The 14620-nt window shown below is 72.8% G+C and carries 12 protein-coding genes; 8 read left to right on the forward strand and 4 right to left on the reverse strand.

Annotated features, from left to right (window positions below; translation table 11 throughout):
- Positions 1 to 143: 143 nt before the first annotated feature.
- Complete coding sequence (locus ACIQMV_RS09930; protein ID WP_402592248.1) at positions 144 to 1541, reverse strand: hypothetical protein; 1398 nt, start codon at positions 1539 to 1541, stop codon at positions 144 to 146.
- Positions 1542 to 1925: 384 nt separating this feature from the next.
- On the opposite strand from ACIQMV_RS09930, the gene ACIQMV_RS09935 reads away from it, so the two are divergent.
- Complete coding sequence (locus ACIQMV_RS09935; RefSeq protein ID WP_402592249.1) at positions 1926 to 2273, forward strand: ATP-binding protein; 348 nt, start codon at positions 1926 to 1928, stop codon at positions 2271 to 2273.
- Here ACIQMV_RS09935 and ACIQMV_RS09940 read toward each other — a convergent pair.
- The gene (locus tag ACIQMV_RS09940) at positions 2236 to 3483 is read right to left on the reverse strand and encodes an FAD-binding protein (RefSeq protein WP_402592250.1); all 1248 of its coding nucleotides are present in this window, start codon (positions 3481 to 3483) and stop codon (positions 2236 to 2238) included. The genes ACIQMV_RS09935 and ACIQMV_RS09940 overlap by 38 nt on opposite strands.
- Positions 3484 to 3654: 171 nt before the next feature.
- Between ACIQMV_RS09940 and ACIQMV_RS09945 the strand changes: the two genes are divergently transcribed.
- The 4 genes from ACIQMV_RS09945 to ACIQMV_RS09960 all read left to right on the forward strand — a co-directional run bounded on the left by ACIQMV_RS09945 (position 3655) and on the right by ACIQMV_RS09960 (position 10172).
- Positions 3655 to 4995, forward strand: coding sequence for a radical SAM protein (locus tag ACIQMV_RS09945; protein WP_402592251.1), 1341 nt, complete (start codon positions 3655 to 3657; stop codon positions 4993 to 4995).
- A gap of 215 nt (positions 4996 to 5210) precedes the next feature.
- Positions 5211 to 6782 (forward strand): cellulose binding domain-containing protein, encoded by a 1572-nt coding sequence (locus ACIQMV_RS09950; RefSeq protein ID WP_402592252.1) that lies wholly within the window; start codon positions 5211 to 5213, stop codon positions 6780 to 6782.
- 171 nt (positions 6783 to 6953) lie between these two features.
- Positions 6954 to 9338, forward strand: coding sequence for a phosphoketolase (locus ACIQMV_RS09955; RefSeq protein WP_141357081.1), 2385 nt, complete (start codon positions 6954 to 6956; stop codon positions 9336 to 9338).
- Between the two features lie 144 nt (positions 9339 to 9482).
- Positions 9483 to 10172, forward strand: coding sequence for a response regulator (locus ACIQMV_RS09960; protein WP_402592253.1), 690 nt, complete (start codon positions 9483 to 9485; stop codon positions 10170 to 10172).
- Positions 10173 to 10210: 38 nt separating this feature from the next.
- On the opposite strand, the gene ACIQMV_RS09965 is transcribed toward ACIQMV_RS09960, so the two are convergent.
- Positions 10211 to 10885, reverse strand: a complete 675-nt coding sequence (locus ACIQMV_RS09965; RefSeq protein ID WP_402592254.1) for a CBS domain-containing protein — start codon at positions 10883 to 10885, stop codon at positions 10211 to 10213.
- Between the two features lie 226 nt (positions 10886 to 11111).
- Between ACIQMV_RS09965 and ACIQMV_RS09970 the strand changes: the two genes are divergently transcribed.
- Positions 11112 to 12002: a pyridoxamine 5'-phosphate oxidase family protein gene (locus ACIQMV_RS09970; RefSeq protein ID WP_141357075.1), complete on the forward strand. Its 891-nt coding sequence runs from the start codon at positions 11112 to 11114 to the stop codon at positions 12000 to 12002.
- Positions 12003 to 12305: 303 nt separating this feature from the next.
- Complete coding sequence (locus tag ACIQMV_RS09975) at positions 12306 to 13334, forward strand: Acg family FMN-binding oxidoreductase (protein WP_402592255.1); 1029 nt, start codon at positions 12306 to 12308, stop codon at positions 13332 to 13334.
- A gap of 81 nt (positions 13335 to 13415) precedes the next feature.
- Here the strand turns inward: ACIQMV_RS09975 and ACIQMV_RS09980 are convergent, their stop codons facing one another.
- Positions 13416 to 13838, reverse strand: coding sequence for a pyridoxamine 5'-phosphate oxidase family protein (locus tag ACIQMV_RS09980; protein WP_402592256.1), 423 nt, complete (start codon positions 13836 to 13838; stop codon positions 13416 to 13418).
- A 144-nt stretch (positions 13839 to 13982) separates the two neighbouring features.
- Between ACIQMV_RS09980 and ACIQMV_RS09985 the strand changes: the two genes are divergently transcribed.
- Entirely contained in the window at positions 13983 to 14507 is a 525-nt protein-coding gene (locus ACIQMV_RS09985; protein ID WP_402592257.1) for a respiratory nitrate reductase subunit gamma, read from the forward strand.
- The last annotated feature ends 113 nt before the right edge of the window (positions 14508 to 14620 follow it).

The following is a 14620-nucleotide window of genomic DNA, read 5'->3' on the forward strand; positions in this document are numbered from 1 at the left end:
TGCTCCCGTTCGCGCTTCTGTGGGAGCGCTCCCATCGTTTAGAACCGGACTATAGAAGCGATGCATGTCCCTGACAAGACTGTGGGGGGGAGAAAAGCGGATCGGGTAAGTGCGGCAGGGGCCCTTACCCGATCCGCGATCGATCACTTGCGCGACTGGTGCCTCTTGTGGCGGTGCGTGTGGTGGTACTGGTGCCCGACGGAGGTGCGGTCGGTGGCGGTGCGCGTGGTGGGGTCGCCGCCGCCGCTGACGGTGGCACGGTTGGTGACGTGGTGGGGGGCGTTGCGGGAGACCTCGACCTTGAGGGTGATGGACGGGTAGGAGCTCCCGGCGGGCAACGGGTTGCCGCGTGTGCAGGTCAGGGTTTTCCGGTCGCACTTCCATCCGGGACCGCTGATGCCGCGAGCGTGCAGCCCTCGCGGAAGGGTGTCGTGGACCGTGACGGTGGTGCCGTCCGCCGGGCCGGGCCCGGCGTTGCGGACGGTGAGGGTGTAGACGCCCTGCTTGCCCCGGGTGAGTTTTCCGGTGTGGCGCTTGGTGATGGTCAGGGCGGGTTTGAGGGTGTAGGAGATGACGAGTTGGCCGTTGTTGTTCGCCGTGCCGATCGTGGACAGCGCATAGCTCGTGCCCGTGCCCGTCGGGGTGGCGAAGCTGCTGCCTCCTCCGCCACCGCCACCGCCCGCCCGGCCAAAACCACTGGTTCCAGGGGCGGAGGCGCCTCCTCCGCCACCGGCGAAGTACCCTCCGCCTCCGCCTCCTCCGGCCCCGGCGGCCACGCAGTTGCCTCCGGTGTTGGTGCCTCCGGTGCCTCCGGTGCCGACCGTGCTGCCCGTGAAGCTGATTCCCGGGTTGCCCGCGGCGGGCGTGCAGCCTGCAGTGGCGGTGCCCGGCGCACCGTCGGTGCCGCCGGTCGTGGTGGTGGTGCTGCCGCCCTGCCCGCCGGATCCCGGCGAACCATCAACACCGAATGCTCCGGTGGTGCCTGCGGTGGCATCCGGCGTGCCGCCGTTGCCCCCGCTTCCCCCGGCGGTGGTGCCGGCGAAGGGGGTGCCGCCGCCGGAGCCGCCGCCTCCGGCGACGACAAGGAGGCCGGCGCCGGTGCCGACACTGGACGCCCCGCCTCCCCCGGAGCCTCTCCGGAATTGGCCGGTGGGTTGGCTCGAGGTGCCGCCTGGGGCGCCGCCGTTGTATCCGCCGGCGCCGGTTCCGTTGCACCCTTTGCCGCCGGTGCCGCCGACATTGACGGTGAAGGTCGTCGGGGCGGTGGTTGCCGGCAGTGTGGTGATGACACGTCCCGCGGTGCCCCCGGTCCCGGTGAAGCCGCAGACGGTGCCAGTGTTGTCGGCGCCCCCCGCGCCGTCCGCGGTGATCGTCACGACCGCCCCTGCCGGCACCGTGTAGGTCTGCGGGGCGCCGGTGAAGGTGAACGTCTGTGTCACTGGTGTGGGCGCCGCCCGCACCCGCGCCGTAGCCGCGGCCACCGGCGGGGCCGTCACGGCCAGCAGCGCCATTCCGGTGAGCACCGCGCACCCCACGGACACCGCACCCACACCTCGGCCTGAATACCGTCCACTTTGACGCTGACAAGCATTCATCTACGGGTCGAACCCCTTCTCCTCACAGCGAGGCACCAGCCGCACGCAGGCGCGCGGCAGTACATCTGGCGGGCTAAAAAGCGACAAATATCATTAGACGCCATTAAAAGATCATTTAGTGATCATGGTGATGTGCGAGAGGCTGCGTGTCGGGGGTGGACCGACTCCACCGACCGGGTGCGTCGAAGCGGTCACTCATACGCGGCGAACCCTGTGAACTCCGACCAGGCGGTGGGGGAGAGGGCGAGCTGAGCGCCGGCGGTGTTCGTAGTCGCGCACGGCTGCACGCCGCGAGGTGCCCGGCTCGCGCGGCGGCTCGTGGCGCATCGGATGGACGCCTGGGGGTTCCCGTACGGGAGCGAGGCGGGCGAGAGCGTGACCCTGGTCGTCGCCCAACTCGCCGCCGACGCCGTCCGGCACAGCCGCGCCCCCGGGCGGGACTTCCGCGTCCGGCTGCTGTGGGAGGGCGCGGTCGTCCGCGTGGAGGTGGCCGACGCGCGGACCGAACGGCTCCCGGTGCCGCGGGAGCCGGATGGCGAGGGCGGGCGCGGGCTTCTGCTGGTCGCGGCGGTGTCCGAACGATGGGGCGTGGAGCCGCGGGCGGGCCGTGCCTACAAGGTGGTGTGGGCGGAGGTGCGGGTCACGGGGTCAGGAGGTCCGCGAGGAAGGCGTTCGTGAACGTCCCTGCCGGGTCCAACTCCCGTGCCAGGACGCGGAAGTCGTCCATGCGCGGGTACCGGTCGCGCAGTGCGGCCGACGGTGTGGTGAACACCTTGCCCCAGTGCGGGCGGGGGTCGAGGTCCGTCAGAGCCTCCTCCAGTCGGCGCACGACCGGCAGTACGGCGGCCGTGTCCTCGATCCAGGTGAAGTGCGCGGCGACGGTGTCCCGGCCGTAGGAGGGGCTCAGCCACTGCTCGTCGGCGGCGACGGTGCGGATCTCGCAGGTCTGGAGCACCGGGGCGACCGTCTCCCGGATCTCGTCGATCGCGTGCAGGACGTCGAGGGCGTACCGGCGCGGCAGCAGGTACTCAGACTGCAACTCGGCGCCGCTGCTCGGGGTGAACTCGGCCCGAAAGTGCGGGAGTCGCTCGTGCCAGGGGCCGGGCACGCCGAACTGCTGCGTGCAGTTCTCCGCCGGCATGCCCGGCACCGGGTGCAGCGCGACCTTGGCCGGTACCGCCCAGGGGAAGGCGGGCAGCGGCTGGTCGGTGCGCCGCTTGAGCCATACCTGGCGGAAGCCCGGGTCGCGCCAGTCGGTGAACAGGCTGACGCTGTACGCGGCGGCCGCCACCGTCTCGTAGTCCAGCCCCTCCAGGGGGAGTTCGGTGAACAGGTGCTGTTCGACCTCGTAGGCGGGCTCCAGGTCCAGGGTGAGCGCGGTGACCACGCCGAGCGCGCCGAGGGAGGTGACGGCTCCGCCGAACCGCGGGTCGCCCCGGCCGATGACGACCGTCGAGCCGTCCGCGGTGACGATCTCCACCTCCCGCACGGGCGCGGCCAGCGGTCCGTTGCCGACGCCGGAGCCGTGGGTGCCGGTCGCCACCGAGCCGGCCACCGAGATGTGCGGCAGGGAGGCCATGTTGGGCAGGGCGAGGCCGTGCGCGTGCACCCGGCGGGCGAGTTCCGCGTAGCGCAGACCGCCGGCCACCCGGACCGTGCGGGCCGCCGTGTCGACGTCGGCCTCGGCGGGCATCGCCTCCAGGGAGAGCAGGGTGCCCCCGGTGCCCGGGTCGGCGATCTCGTTGAAGGAGTGCCCGCTGCCCAGCACCCGCACCCGCGCACTGCGGGCGACCAGCTCCCGCACGGCGTCGAGCGAGCCCGGCCGGTCCACCTCCGCGGCGCTGTAGGTGATGTTCCCCGCCCAGTTGGTCACGGTCGTCCCGGTCATCCCGCTGTTCCTCCCCCTCACGCCACGGCCCACCAGGCCACCGGAGGGAACCTACCCGACGGCCGCCGGGCAGTGGTTCACGGCGCCCGTGCGGGGGACCCGGCACGACCCGCGCGCGAGCGTAGGCATACCGTGAGAAGTCGTACACGCGAGTCGGGAGGAGTCAACGGCATGGACAGCCGTACCGAGCTGGTCGAGGATCTGATGGAGCGCTTCCCGCACGTGCCGCGGGAGGCCGTCTTCAAGGAGGACCTGCTCCGGGGCGGTGTGGCCTTCGACCCCTCCGCGCTGAGTGACAACGAGAGCGGCGAGGTCAAGCCGAAGTCGTACTTCATCTTCTCCTTCGACCACGGCACCCTGCCCGAGCTGGGGGAGGCCGCGCTGCGGCGGCCGCCGGAGGAGATCATCCTCACCGGCGGACCGTACGACCTGCGGCGGACCGTCGTCTCCGTACGGGTGAATCCCGCCTCGCCGTACCGTGTGGCCGCCGACGACGAGGGGCTGCTCGGCCTCTACCTCGACGGGAAGCGGATCGCCGACGTCGGTGTGCCGCCCATGCCCGAGTACTACCGGCACAAGCTGTCCAACGGGAAGTCCGTGATGGAGGTCGCCCCGACCATCCAGTGGGGCTACCTGATCTACCTCACCGTCTTCCGCGTCTGCCAGTACTTCGGCGCCAAGGAGGAGTGCCAGTACTGCGACATCAACCACAACTGGCGCCAGCACAAGGCGGCCGGCCGGCCCTACACCGGCGTCAAGGACGTCGAGGAGGTCCTGGAGGCGCTGGAGATCATCGACCGGTACGACACCCAGAAGGCGTCCACCGCCTACACCCTCACCGGGGGCGCCGTCACCTCCAAGGTGGCGGGCCGCGACGAGGCCGACTTCTACGGCCACTACGCCAAGGCCATCGAGGAGCGCTTCCCGGGCCGCTGGATCGGCAAGGTCGTCGCGCAGGCGCTGCCGAAGCCGGACGTGCAGCGGTTCAAGGACTACGGCGTGCAGATCTACCACCCCAACTTCGAGGTGTGGGACCGACGTCTGTTCGAGCTGTACTGCCCGGGCAAGGAGCGCTACGTCGGCCGCGACGAGTGGCACCGCCGGATCCTGGACTCCGCCGAGGTGTTCGGCGCGCGCAATGTGATCCCCAACTTCGTGGCGGGCGTGGAGATGGCCGAGCCCTTCGGCTTCACCACCGTCGACGAGGCCATCGCGTCCACCACCGAGGGCCTGCGCTTCTTCATGTCGCACGGCATCACGCCCCGCTTCACCACCTGGTGCCCGGAGCCCACCACCCCGCTGGGCAAGGCCAACCCGCAGGGCGCGCCGCTGGAGTACCACATCCGGCTGCTTGAGGCCTACCGCGCCACGATGGACGACTTCGGCCTCTCCTCGCCCCCCGGCTACGGCCCGGCCGGCCCCGGGAACGCGGTCTTCTCGGTCAGCTCCTTCATGGACAGCCTGTCGGCGGCGGAGGAGACGCCCCAGGAGACCGAGGCGGCGGCGCGGTAGTCCTCCGCGGTGCGTTTTCGGGTCCCGTGAGTCGAATGGGGGCTTCGGTCCGTACTACGGAGCGGAGTTGAGGACCACGGGATCCGTCACGACAATTGCATACGTGGCTTGTCAGTTGTGTCAAAGGCGTGAAAAGCTCGTGCTCTGCCGCGAGGTTCCCCCCAACTTCTCCCTGAGCGCAGAGAGTTGACCTCGCCCGTGGATGCAGGAGACCCATGCCCGACCTGCCGAGCCCCCAGGACGCGACCGAGGCCGCGCTGCTTGCCGAGTGCTGGGACGCCGTGCTCTCCTACGCCGACCTGTGCACGGCCGGCTCCGGCGCGGCCGGGCAACTGGCCGCGGAGGCCTTCGCGGCGGGCGTGCGCGAGGTACGGGCCGCCGAGGCCGGTGCGTCCCGGGGCCGCCGTACGCCCCGGCTGCCCGCGATCCCGCTGACGCTGGCCGCCGTGCGCGTCACCGCCGCGTCCTGGGAGGCCGGCGGGCTCGGCGACCGGCTCGCCCCGGACCTGCGGCTGTGGCTCAACTCCGACAAGGCCGCCCGCTGGAGCGGCCCGCCGCCGCACCGCCCGCTCGCCCTGCGCACCCTGCGGGACCTCCAGGAACCGGACGCCGCGCTGCTGTGGCTGGCCGAGGTGGAGGCGCTGCCGTCGACCGTGGTGGCCCGCCGGCTGGGCCTCGACCCCGCGCTCGTGTCCGAGGAACTCGACCAGGTGCGGGCCCTGTTCCGGGACCGTTGCCGCCGCAACCACCTCGACACCCCGATGGACGCGGAGTGCCGCGGCTACGCGGGGCTGCTGGACGCGGTCACCCGTCCCGCGTCCGCCGCCGAGACCCCCGAGGACCTCTCCCGGCACCTCGCCACCTGCGAGGGGTGCGCCCAGGCCGCCGCCTGCCTGCGGCCGCACGGCGGCGGACTGCCCGCCGCGCTGGCCGGCGGCGTCATCGGCTGGGGCGGCCTGGCCTATCTGGAGCGCCGCCGCCGGGCTGCCGAGGTGCGCCTCGGCGCCCACCGCTCCGCGGCGGCCGGCACCGGCGGGGAGCCGCAGGAGGGCGCCGCTCGGGCGCGGGTCGTGCGCGGCGGCCTGCTCGCCGCGGCGGTCGCCCTGTCCGGGCTGGCGCTGGCCGTGTCGATGATGCCGTTCGACGGCTCCGCGAACGACGCCGCGCACGGTGAGGCCGGCCGTCAGCCGGTCGCCGACGGCCGCCAGGCCGACGACCCGGTCGCCGCCCCGCCCGCCGCCGACCCCCTGCCGTCCGCGTCCGTCGCGGCCTCGGTGTCCGCGGCCCACGAATCGTCCGCGAGCGGCGCGGCGACCCGGTCCGGCCGTGAGAACCCCGACCCGGAGCCGCAGGGAACCGCCTCGGCCACCGCCGACGGGGGCGACTCGCCCGATCCCGCGACGGACGGGCCAGGGGCGGGCGACCCGGCGACGGGCGGGCAGGGGAGCGGTGGGCCGGGGAGCGGCGGGACGGGGGCCTGCCGGGTCGACTACGACCTGACGTACCAGTGGACCGACGGTTTCCAGGCCAAGGTCACGGTCACCACCGCCCGCTCCCTGGACACCTGGCGCGTCGCCTGGTCCTTCCCCGACGGGCAGCAGGTCGGTCAGATGTGGGACGCGACCGTGGCCCAGAACGGCTCCCGCGTCACCGCCACCGCCGCCGAGTACAACAAGTCCGTCCCCGCGAACGGCACCCTGTCCTTCGGCTTCCTCGGCACCTGGCACGGCCACAACTCCACGCCGTACGACTTCACGCTCAACGGCCACAGCTGCGCGACGGCCTGATCCCAGGACCGTGAGCGGCCCGGCGGCGGGGCGTTCCGGCGTTCCGGCGGCCCGCTCCGAGGAGTGACCCGAACGGCCCTGTCGGGTACCCGGGCGGGACATGGAGGGTGGGAGCGTGTGCCACCGGCACGCGGTACCCCCGACCGCTGTCCCGCCCCGGAAGGAAACCCGATGTCCGTCGAGACGCAGCAGGCAGCCGCCGGGCTCACGGAGGAGGAGCTCGCGACGCTGGACGCCCACTGGCGCGCCGCGAACTACCTCTCCGTCGGCCAGATCTACCTCATGGGCAACCCGCTGCTGGCCGAACCGCTGCGCCCGGAACACATCAAGCCGCGCCTGCTCGGCCACTGGGGCACCTCGCCCGGCCTCAACCTGGTCCACACCCACCTCAACCGCGTCATCAAGGCCCGTGACCTGAACGCCGTGTGCATCTGGGGTCCGGGCCACGGCGGGCCCGCCGTGCTCGCCAACTCCTGGCTGGAGGGCTCGTACACCGAGACCTATCCGGACATCACCCGGGACACGTCCGGCATGGCGCGGCTGTTCAAGCAGTTCTCCTTCCCCGGCGGGGTGCCCAGCCACGTCGCCCCCGAGACACCGGGTTCCATCCACGAGGGCGGCGAACTCGGCTACTCCCTCTCCCACGCCTACGGCGCCGCGCTCGACAACCCGGACCTGGTCGTCGCCTGCGTGATCGGCGACGGCGAGGCGGAGACCGGCCCGCTGGCCGCGTCCTGGCACTCCAACAAGTTCCTCGACCCGGTCCACGACGGAGCGGTCCTGCCGATCCTCCACCTCAACGGCTACAAGATCGCCAACCCGACCGTCCTGGCCCGCCTCCCCGAGGCGGAACTCGACGAACTGCTCAGGGGCTACGGCCACGACCCGATCCACGTCACCGGCGACGACCCGGCCGCCGTGCACCGCGCCATGGCCGCGGCCATGGACACCGCGCTCGACCGTATCGCCGCCTTCCAGCGCGCCGCCCGCACCGACGGTGCCACGGAACGGCCCCGCTGGCCCATGATCGTGCTGCGCACCCCCAAGGGCTGGACCGGACCCGCCGAGGTCGACGGGCTGCCCGTGGAGGGCACCTGGCGCTCCCACCAGGTCCCGCTGGCCGGAGTCCGGGACAATCCCGAGCACCTGCGGCAGCTGGAGCGGTGGCTGCGCTCGTACCGCCCCGAGGAACTGTTCGACGAGCACGGCACCCCGCGCCCCGCCGTGCTCTCCTGCGTCCCGCACGGCACCCGCCGGCTCGGCGCCACCCCGCACGCCAACGGTGGGCTCCTGCTGCGCGAACTGCCCCTGCCCCCGCTGGAGAAGTACGCCGTCGAGGTCGACAAGCCCGGCGCGACCCTCCACGAGCCCACCCGTGTCCTCGGCGACCTGCTCGAGGACGTCATGGCCGCCACCACCGACCGGCGAGACTTCCGGCTCGTCGGCCCGGACGAGACGGCCTCCAACCGCCTCCAGGCCGTCTACGGCGCCAGCGGCAAGGCCTGGCAGGCACTGACCCTGCCGGTGGACGAGCACCTCGACCCGCACGGCCGGGTCATGGAGATCCTGTCCGAACACACCTGCCAGGGCTGGCTGGAGGGCTACCTCCTCACCGGCCGGCACGGACTGTTCTCCTGCTACGAGGCCTTCGTGCACATCGTCGACTCGATGGTCAACCAGCACATCAAATGGCTGCGCACCACCCGCCGGCTGCCCTGGCGGGCCCCCATCGCCTCGTTCAACTACCTGCTGACCTCGCACGTGTGGCGCCAGGACCACAACGGCTTCTCCCACCAGGACCCCGGCTTCGTCGACCACATCCTGAACAAGAGCCCCGAAGCGGTCCGGGTCTACTTCCCGCCGGACGCCAACACCCTGCTCTCCGTGGCCGACCACGCGCTGCGCAGCCGCGACTACGTCAACGTGATCGTCGCCGGCAAGCAGCCCTGCTTCGACTGGCTCTCCATGGAGCAGGCCACGGTGCACTGCGCGCGCGGCGCCGGCATCTGGGAGTGGGCCGGCACCGAGGACGGCAACCGCGAACCGGACGTGGTGCTGGCCTGCGCGGGCGACGTGCCGACCCAGGAGGTGCTGGCCGCCGCCCAGCTGCTGCGCCGGCACCTGCCCGACCTGGCCGTGCGCGTGGTCAACGTCGTGGACATCGCCCGGCTGCTGCCCAGCGGGGAGCACCCGCACGGGATGACCGACTTCGAGTACGACGGGCTGTTCACCCGGGACAAGCCGGTGATCTTCGCCTACCACGGCTACCCGTGGCTGATCCACCGACTCGCCTACCGCCGGGCGGGCCACCCCCACCTGCACGTGCGCGGCTACAAGGAGATCGGCACCACGACCACGCCGTTCGACATGGTGGTGAGCAACGACCTGGACCGCTACCGCCTGGTCATGGACGTCATCGACCGCGTCCCCGGCCTCGCGGTGCGCGCCGCGGCCGTCCGCCAGCGGATGGAGGACACCCGGCTGCGCCACCACGCCTGGATCCGGGAGCACGGCGTGGACCTGCCCGAGGTGGCGGACTGGTCCTGGGACGGCTGACCCCGGCGTCGCCGTCCGGCGCGCGGGGCGGCCGGCAGGATCCCATCCCGGGTGTGCGCGGACCAGGGCCGACCGGCCCTGGTCCGCGCACGCGCTTCGGGGAAGGATCCTTGAGGTAAGCCGACACATCACAAGGAGCGACCGATGGCGGACCGTGAGCAGGCCGGACCCGACACCCCGATCCGGGTCTTCCTCCTCGACGACCACGAGGTGGTACGGCGAGGGGTGCACGACCTGCTGAACGACGAACCGGACATCACGGTGGTCGGCGAGGCCGCCACCGCCGATCAGGCACTGGTGCGTGTCCCCGCCCTGCGACCGGACGTCGCGGTGCTCGACGTCCGGCTGCCGGACGGCGACGGCGTGACCGTCTGCCGCGACCTGCGCTCCCGTCTGCCGGAACTGGCCTGCCTGATGCTGACCTCGTTCGACGACGAGGAGGCGCTGCTGGACTCGATCATGGCGGGTGCCTCCGGCTATGTGCTGAAGCAGATTCGGGGCTCGGACCTGGTCTCGGCGGTGCGCACGGTGGCGAGCGGCCAGTCACTGCTCGACCCCAGCGCCACCACGAAGCTGATGGCCCGGCTGCGGGGCGGACAGCAGCCGGAGGAGGAGCCGGACACGCTGCCCGGCCTCACCGACCGGGAACGGGAGATCCTGGCCCTGATCGGCGAGGGACTGACCAACCGCCAGATCGGCCAGCGCCTCTACCTGGCCGAGAAGACGGTGAAGAACCACATCTCCCGTCTGCTCGCCAAGCTCGGCGTGGAGCGGCGCATCCAGGCCGCCGTCATCGCCACCCAGGCCAAGGACCGGCTGCGCGGGACCTCCTGACCGGGACCTCCCGGCCTTCGTCCATCGGCGCCGGTGCCTCATGCGTGGCCGGTGTTTCCGCCGGTGTCGTCGGACCGGTAGATGATGTCGGTGCTCACCGACACCACGCCGTCGACCCCGCCGCACAGCCGCTCGATCACCGCGACGAGGCTCCTGGTCCGCACGGTCCCCTTCAGCGAGACCCGGCCGTCGGACACCGCGACCGTCACGTCCGCCGGGGTGAGCCCGAGGGTCCGCGCGAGCACTTCTTGGGTGATCTCCTCGAAGATGGCCTCGTCGCGCCGGAGGAAGACCCGCAGCAGGTCGCCGCGGCTGACGATGCCCACGAGGGTGCCGCCCTCGTCGACCACGGGCAGCCGCTTGACCCGGTGCGCGTCCATCAGGCGCGCGGCCTCCACGACGGTCCACTCGGGGCGCGCGCACACCGCCGGTGCCGTCATCAGGTCCTCGGCGGTGCCGGCGGCGGAGCCACCGTGCCCGGCGCCCTCCGCCCGCGTTCCGGGCAGCAGGCCGGCCGGGTCCGGGCGCACGGCCACCGTGCGCAGCAGGTCCGCCTCGGAGACCACCCCCACGGGACGGTCCGACTCGTCGACCACGGGCACGGCCGTCACCTCGTTGTCGGCCAGCACCTTGGCGACCTGCTTGAACGGGGTGTCCCGGCGGACCCGGACGACTCCGCGGGTCATGAGGTCCTCCACCGTACGGTGTCGCATGACGTCTCTCCCTTCGGTCCGCCCGACCGGTTCGCGTGCGCCGGTCCGCGGTTCACGCGCGGGCCCGCACTCTCCAGGGTGGCGGTGGCACACCCGGGCGGGCTTGGGCCCCTCGTGTACGAGGACGGCGCCGTTCGTCCCTTTTGCGAGGGACCTCGGGCCCGTTGGTGCGGGCGGCGGGGTCGGGCGATCCTGGAGGGCGGACCCCCTTCAGGGAGGGATGGCCATGCACGCTCAGCTGGGCGACCGACTGGTCGTCGAAAGCCCGGTCACCGGCGACGTCCGGCGTGACGGTGAGATCGTCGGCCTGCACCACGAGGACGGCACCCCGCCGTACGACGTGCGCTGGTCCGACACCGGCGAGATCACGCTGGTGTTCCCAGGGCCGGACGCGCATGTCCGGCACCCGGGGGAGGACGAGGAGACCACGGCCGGCGGACAGGCCCCCGCGGAACCCTCCCGCGCCGGGCCGGGCCGGCCGGGGGACTTCGGCAGGCGTCTGGCGGCCGCCCGCAGGAAGCGGGGACTGAGCCTGGAGGAGACGGCGGGCCGGGCCCGGATGTCCCCGCAGTACCTCGCCTATCTCGAGCAGCGCCCGTCGGCGCCGGGGATGGGGACCGTCGTACGGCTGGCCGACGCGCTGGACACCACACTGATCACGCTGAGCGGCGGCGACCAGGACGTGCCGCCCGGGCAGGGACAGGCGCTGCTCCACCCCCGGCTGACCGACCTCGGTCCGGACGAGTGCCGGGCGCTGCTGTCGACGCACGGAGTGGGGCGTATCGCGCTGACCGGCCCGGACGGGCCCGCCGTCCTCCCGGTCAACTACGACGTGGTGGACGACTCGCTCGTCTTCCGCACCGAGCCCGACGCGGTCCCCGCCGCGGCCGTCGGCCACGAGGTGGCCTTCGAGGTGGACCAGGTCGACGAGACGATGAGCCAGGGCTGGAGCGTGCTGGCGGTCGGCCGCGCCGAAGCGGTCACGGACGCCGAAGCGGTGCGCCGGCTGGAGCAGCGGGTCCACTCCGACCCCTGGGCGGGCGGGCCGCGGACCCTCTGGGTGCGTATCCGCCCCGCCCGTCTGACGGGACGCCGCATCACTCCCGCGGACCGGTGAGCGGGGCGGGGTCCGGGCTTCGGCCGGACATGATCGGACGGGAAGGACAATCCACTTCTCGCGGATCCTGATTGCGCGGTGCACGGCTTCTCCGCCGCTTCCCCGCGTCTTGCGGTCCTTCCCGTCACTTTCATGACACCACACGGGCCGCCGCGGCACCAGGGCCGTCCGGCCCCGGCCGGGCGGCCGCGGTCCGGTCGGGACCTGCGGCCCTGTCGAGGGCCCGCTGAGCCCTTCCGCCCCGGCCGGGCGGCGAAGGAAGGTGGACGGGCAAGCGTCAAGGGAGCCCATGGAGGAGCCGTCATGCGGACACCGGCAGTCGACGCGACCACCCTGGAGAGCCTGCTGTACTCGGCCGTGGCGGCTCCGTCGATCCACAACACCCAGCCCTGGCGGTTCGGCATGGACGCCGACACCCGGTCCATCCACGTCCGCGCCGACTCGCGGTCCCTGCCGCTGACCGATCCGCGGCAGCGTGCCCAGCACCTCTCCGTGGGCGCGGCCGTCTTCAACCTCCGCGTCGCCGCGGCACACCTCGGCTGGGACCCGCTCGTGACGCTCCTGCCCGACCCGCGCGACCCCGGCCTGCTGGCGACCGTCCGGCTGTTCGTGGCGGCCCCGGACGCACAGCCCTCGTACGCGGGCCTGTACGACGCGGTCGCGCGCAGGCACACCAGCCGGATGCCCTTCACCGGGCGGCCGGTGCCGGAGCACATCGTGCTGGAGATGGTCAAGGCGGCGCGGATCGAGGGGGCGCACCTGGAGGTCCCCGACTTCGCCGGCACCCGGCGCCTGCTGAGCCTGACCGCGCAGGCCGAGGCGCGCAACGCCGCCGACCCGGCCCGCACCGCCGAGACCAGGGCCTGGGTCAACGCGCCGGACATGCGCCTCCCGCACGGCATTCCGCTCACCTCGCTCGGCCCGCGGGACACGGCGGGGCGGATGCCGATGCGGGACTTCACCGGCCCGCTGCCCGGGCTGCGACCGCCCGCCCTGCGTTTCGAACGGCACGCGCAGGTGGCCCTGTTGTGGACCCCGCACGACCGGCGGGAGGACTGGCTGCGCGCGGGGCAGGCCATGGAGCGGGCCCTGCTGGTGGCCACCCGGTTCGGAGTGCGCACCTCGATGCTGCACCAGGCGATGGAGTGGCCCGACCTGCGGGCGACGATGGCCGCCCCGAGGCTTCGGTGCCGCCCCCACCTGCTGATCCGCTTCGGCTACGGCCCGGAGGGCGGCCGCACCCCGCGCGCCGCCACCCGGCTGACCCCCACGGATGAAACACCGGCGGGCACGGACGAAACACCGGCGGGCCCCACGGGCCGGACGGGCTGAACGCACACGACGAGGGGCCGGGCGGCGGACCGAACGTCCGCCCCGGCCCCTCCATACCCTCAACCGCTGACGCTCGGCCGCTCAATTGGCGACGCGCAGATCCGTGAGCTCCCGTCCGGTGACCATCGTGGCCTCGATGCGGACGAAGACGTCCTCCTCGATCGGCATCCAGGAGCGCGGCCCGGTCCGCAGGAGACGCTCGTGCTCGACCGGATCGGTCACCACGGTGGCCCGGCCGGTGACGACCACGCTCCAGCCCGACCGGCTCTGCGCGTCGAACGCGTCCGCCTCGAAGGCGACCACGACACCGTCCACGGCACGGACGAGGCCGGAGCCCGCGGAGGTACGCAGCAGGACGGATGCGTCCGCCGCCAGGGCGAAGTTGACGGGCAGCACCGCGGGCAGTGCCTGCCGCGTGTAGACGACACGGCCCACCGGTACCTCGGCCATCAGGCGCAGGCACTCCTGCCGGTCCATCGAGCGAAAGCCATCGTTGTCGGACACCCTTCCATGGTCGCCGCGCACCCGGCCCGCCGTTAGGGCCTGTTGGCCCACATCTTCGGCGGGGTTCCGCCCGACGCCTCAGGACCCGACGTTTCGAGGGGCGGCGCTCCGGTCGGTGGAATCCTCGGGTGCGCGGGTGCGCGGGTGCCGGGCCGCGCCGTTCGCGCTGCCCTCGTCGGCTACCTCACCCGGCTCTTCACCGCCGGAGACCTCGCGCAACCCCTCACCACGGTGGCCCTGGCCGACACGGGCGGCATCCTGCTGTGGGTGGTGCTGCCCTACCTCGCCCTCGCCCCCGCCGTCTTCGTCCTCCGGCAGACCAACTCCCCCTGGTTCCGGTCCGTCTTCGCCCTGCAACCGCGCCCGGAACTGATGAGCGGCGTGCCGTTGCCGTTCCAACTCCACGCCCTCAGCGCCCTGTTGCTCTTCGCGGCCTGGCCCTTCACCCGGCTGGTCCACATGCTCACCGCACCGCTGGGCTGCCTCACCCGCCCCTGCATCGTCCACCGCAGCCGCGAGCCCCGCCTCGGCGCGGCTGGGAGCGCATCGGGTGACGGCGGGCGGCGCCGGCGTAAATCCGGTGGCGCCGCTTCCTCGCGCTCCCCTACCGTGAGGCTCGCATTACGCGGAGGCCGGCGGCCGCCGCTGCCGGTTCCCAGAGTTCGCTGAGTTCTCGCGGAGAAAGAGGAGGTGTGACCCATGGCTGTCTCGGTAATGGGCGCTGCCCGCAACGACAGGACCATCCACTCCCCCTCCGCGGCCACCGGCTGACACCTCCTGCC

This window comes from Streptomyces sp. NPDC091412 (genome assembly GCF_044756885.1).
In the GTDB taxonomy this organism is placed as follows: Bacteria; Actinomycetota; Actinomycetes; order Streptomycetales; family Streptomycetaceae; genus Streptomyces.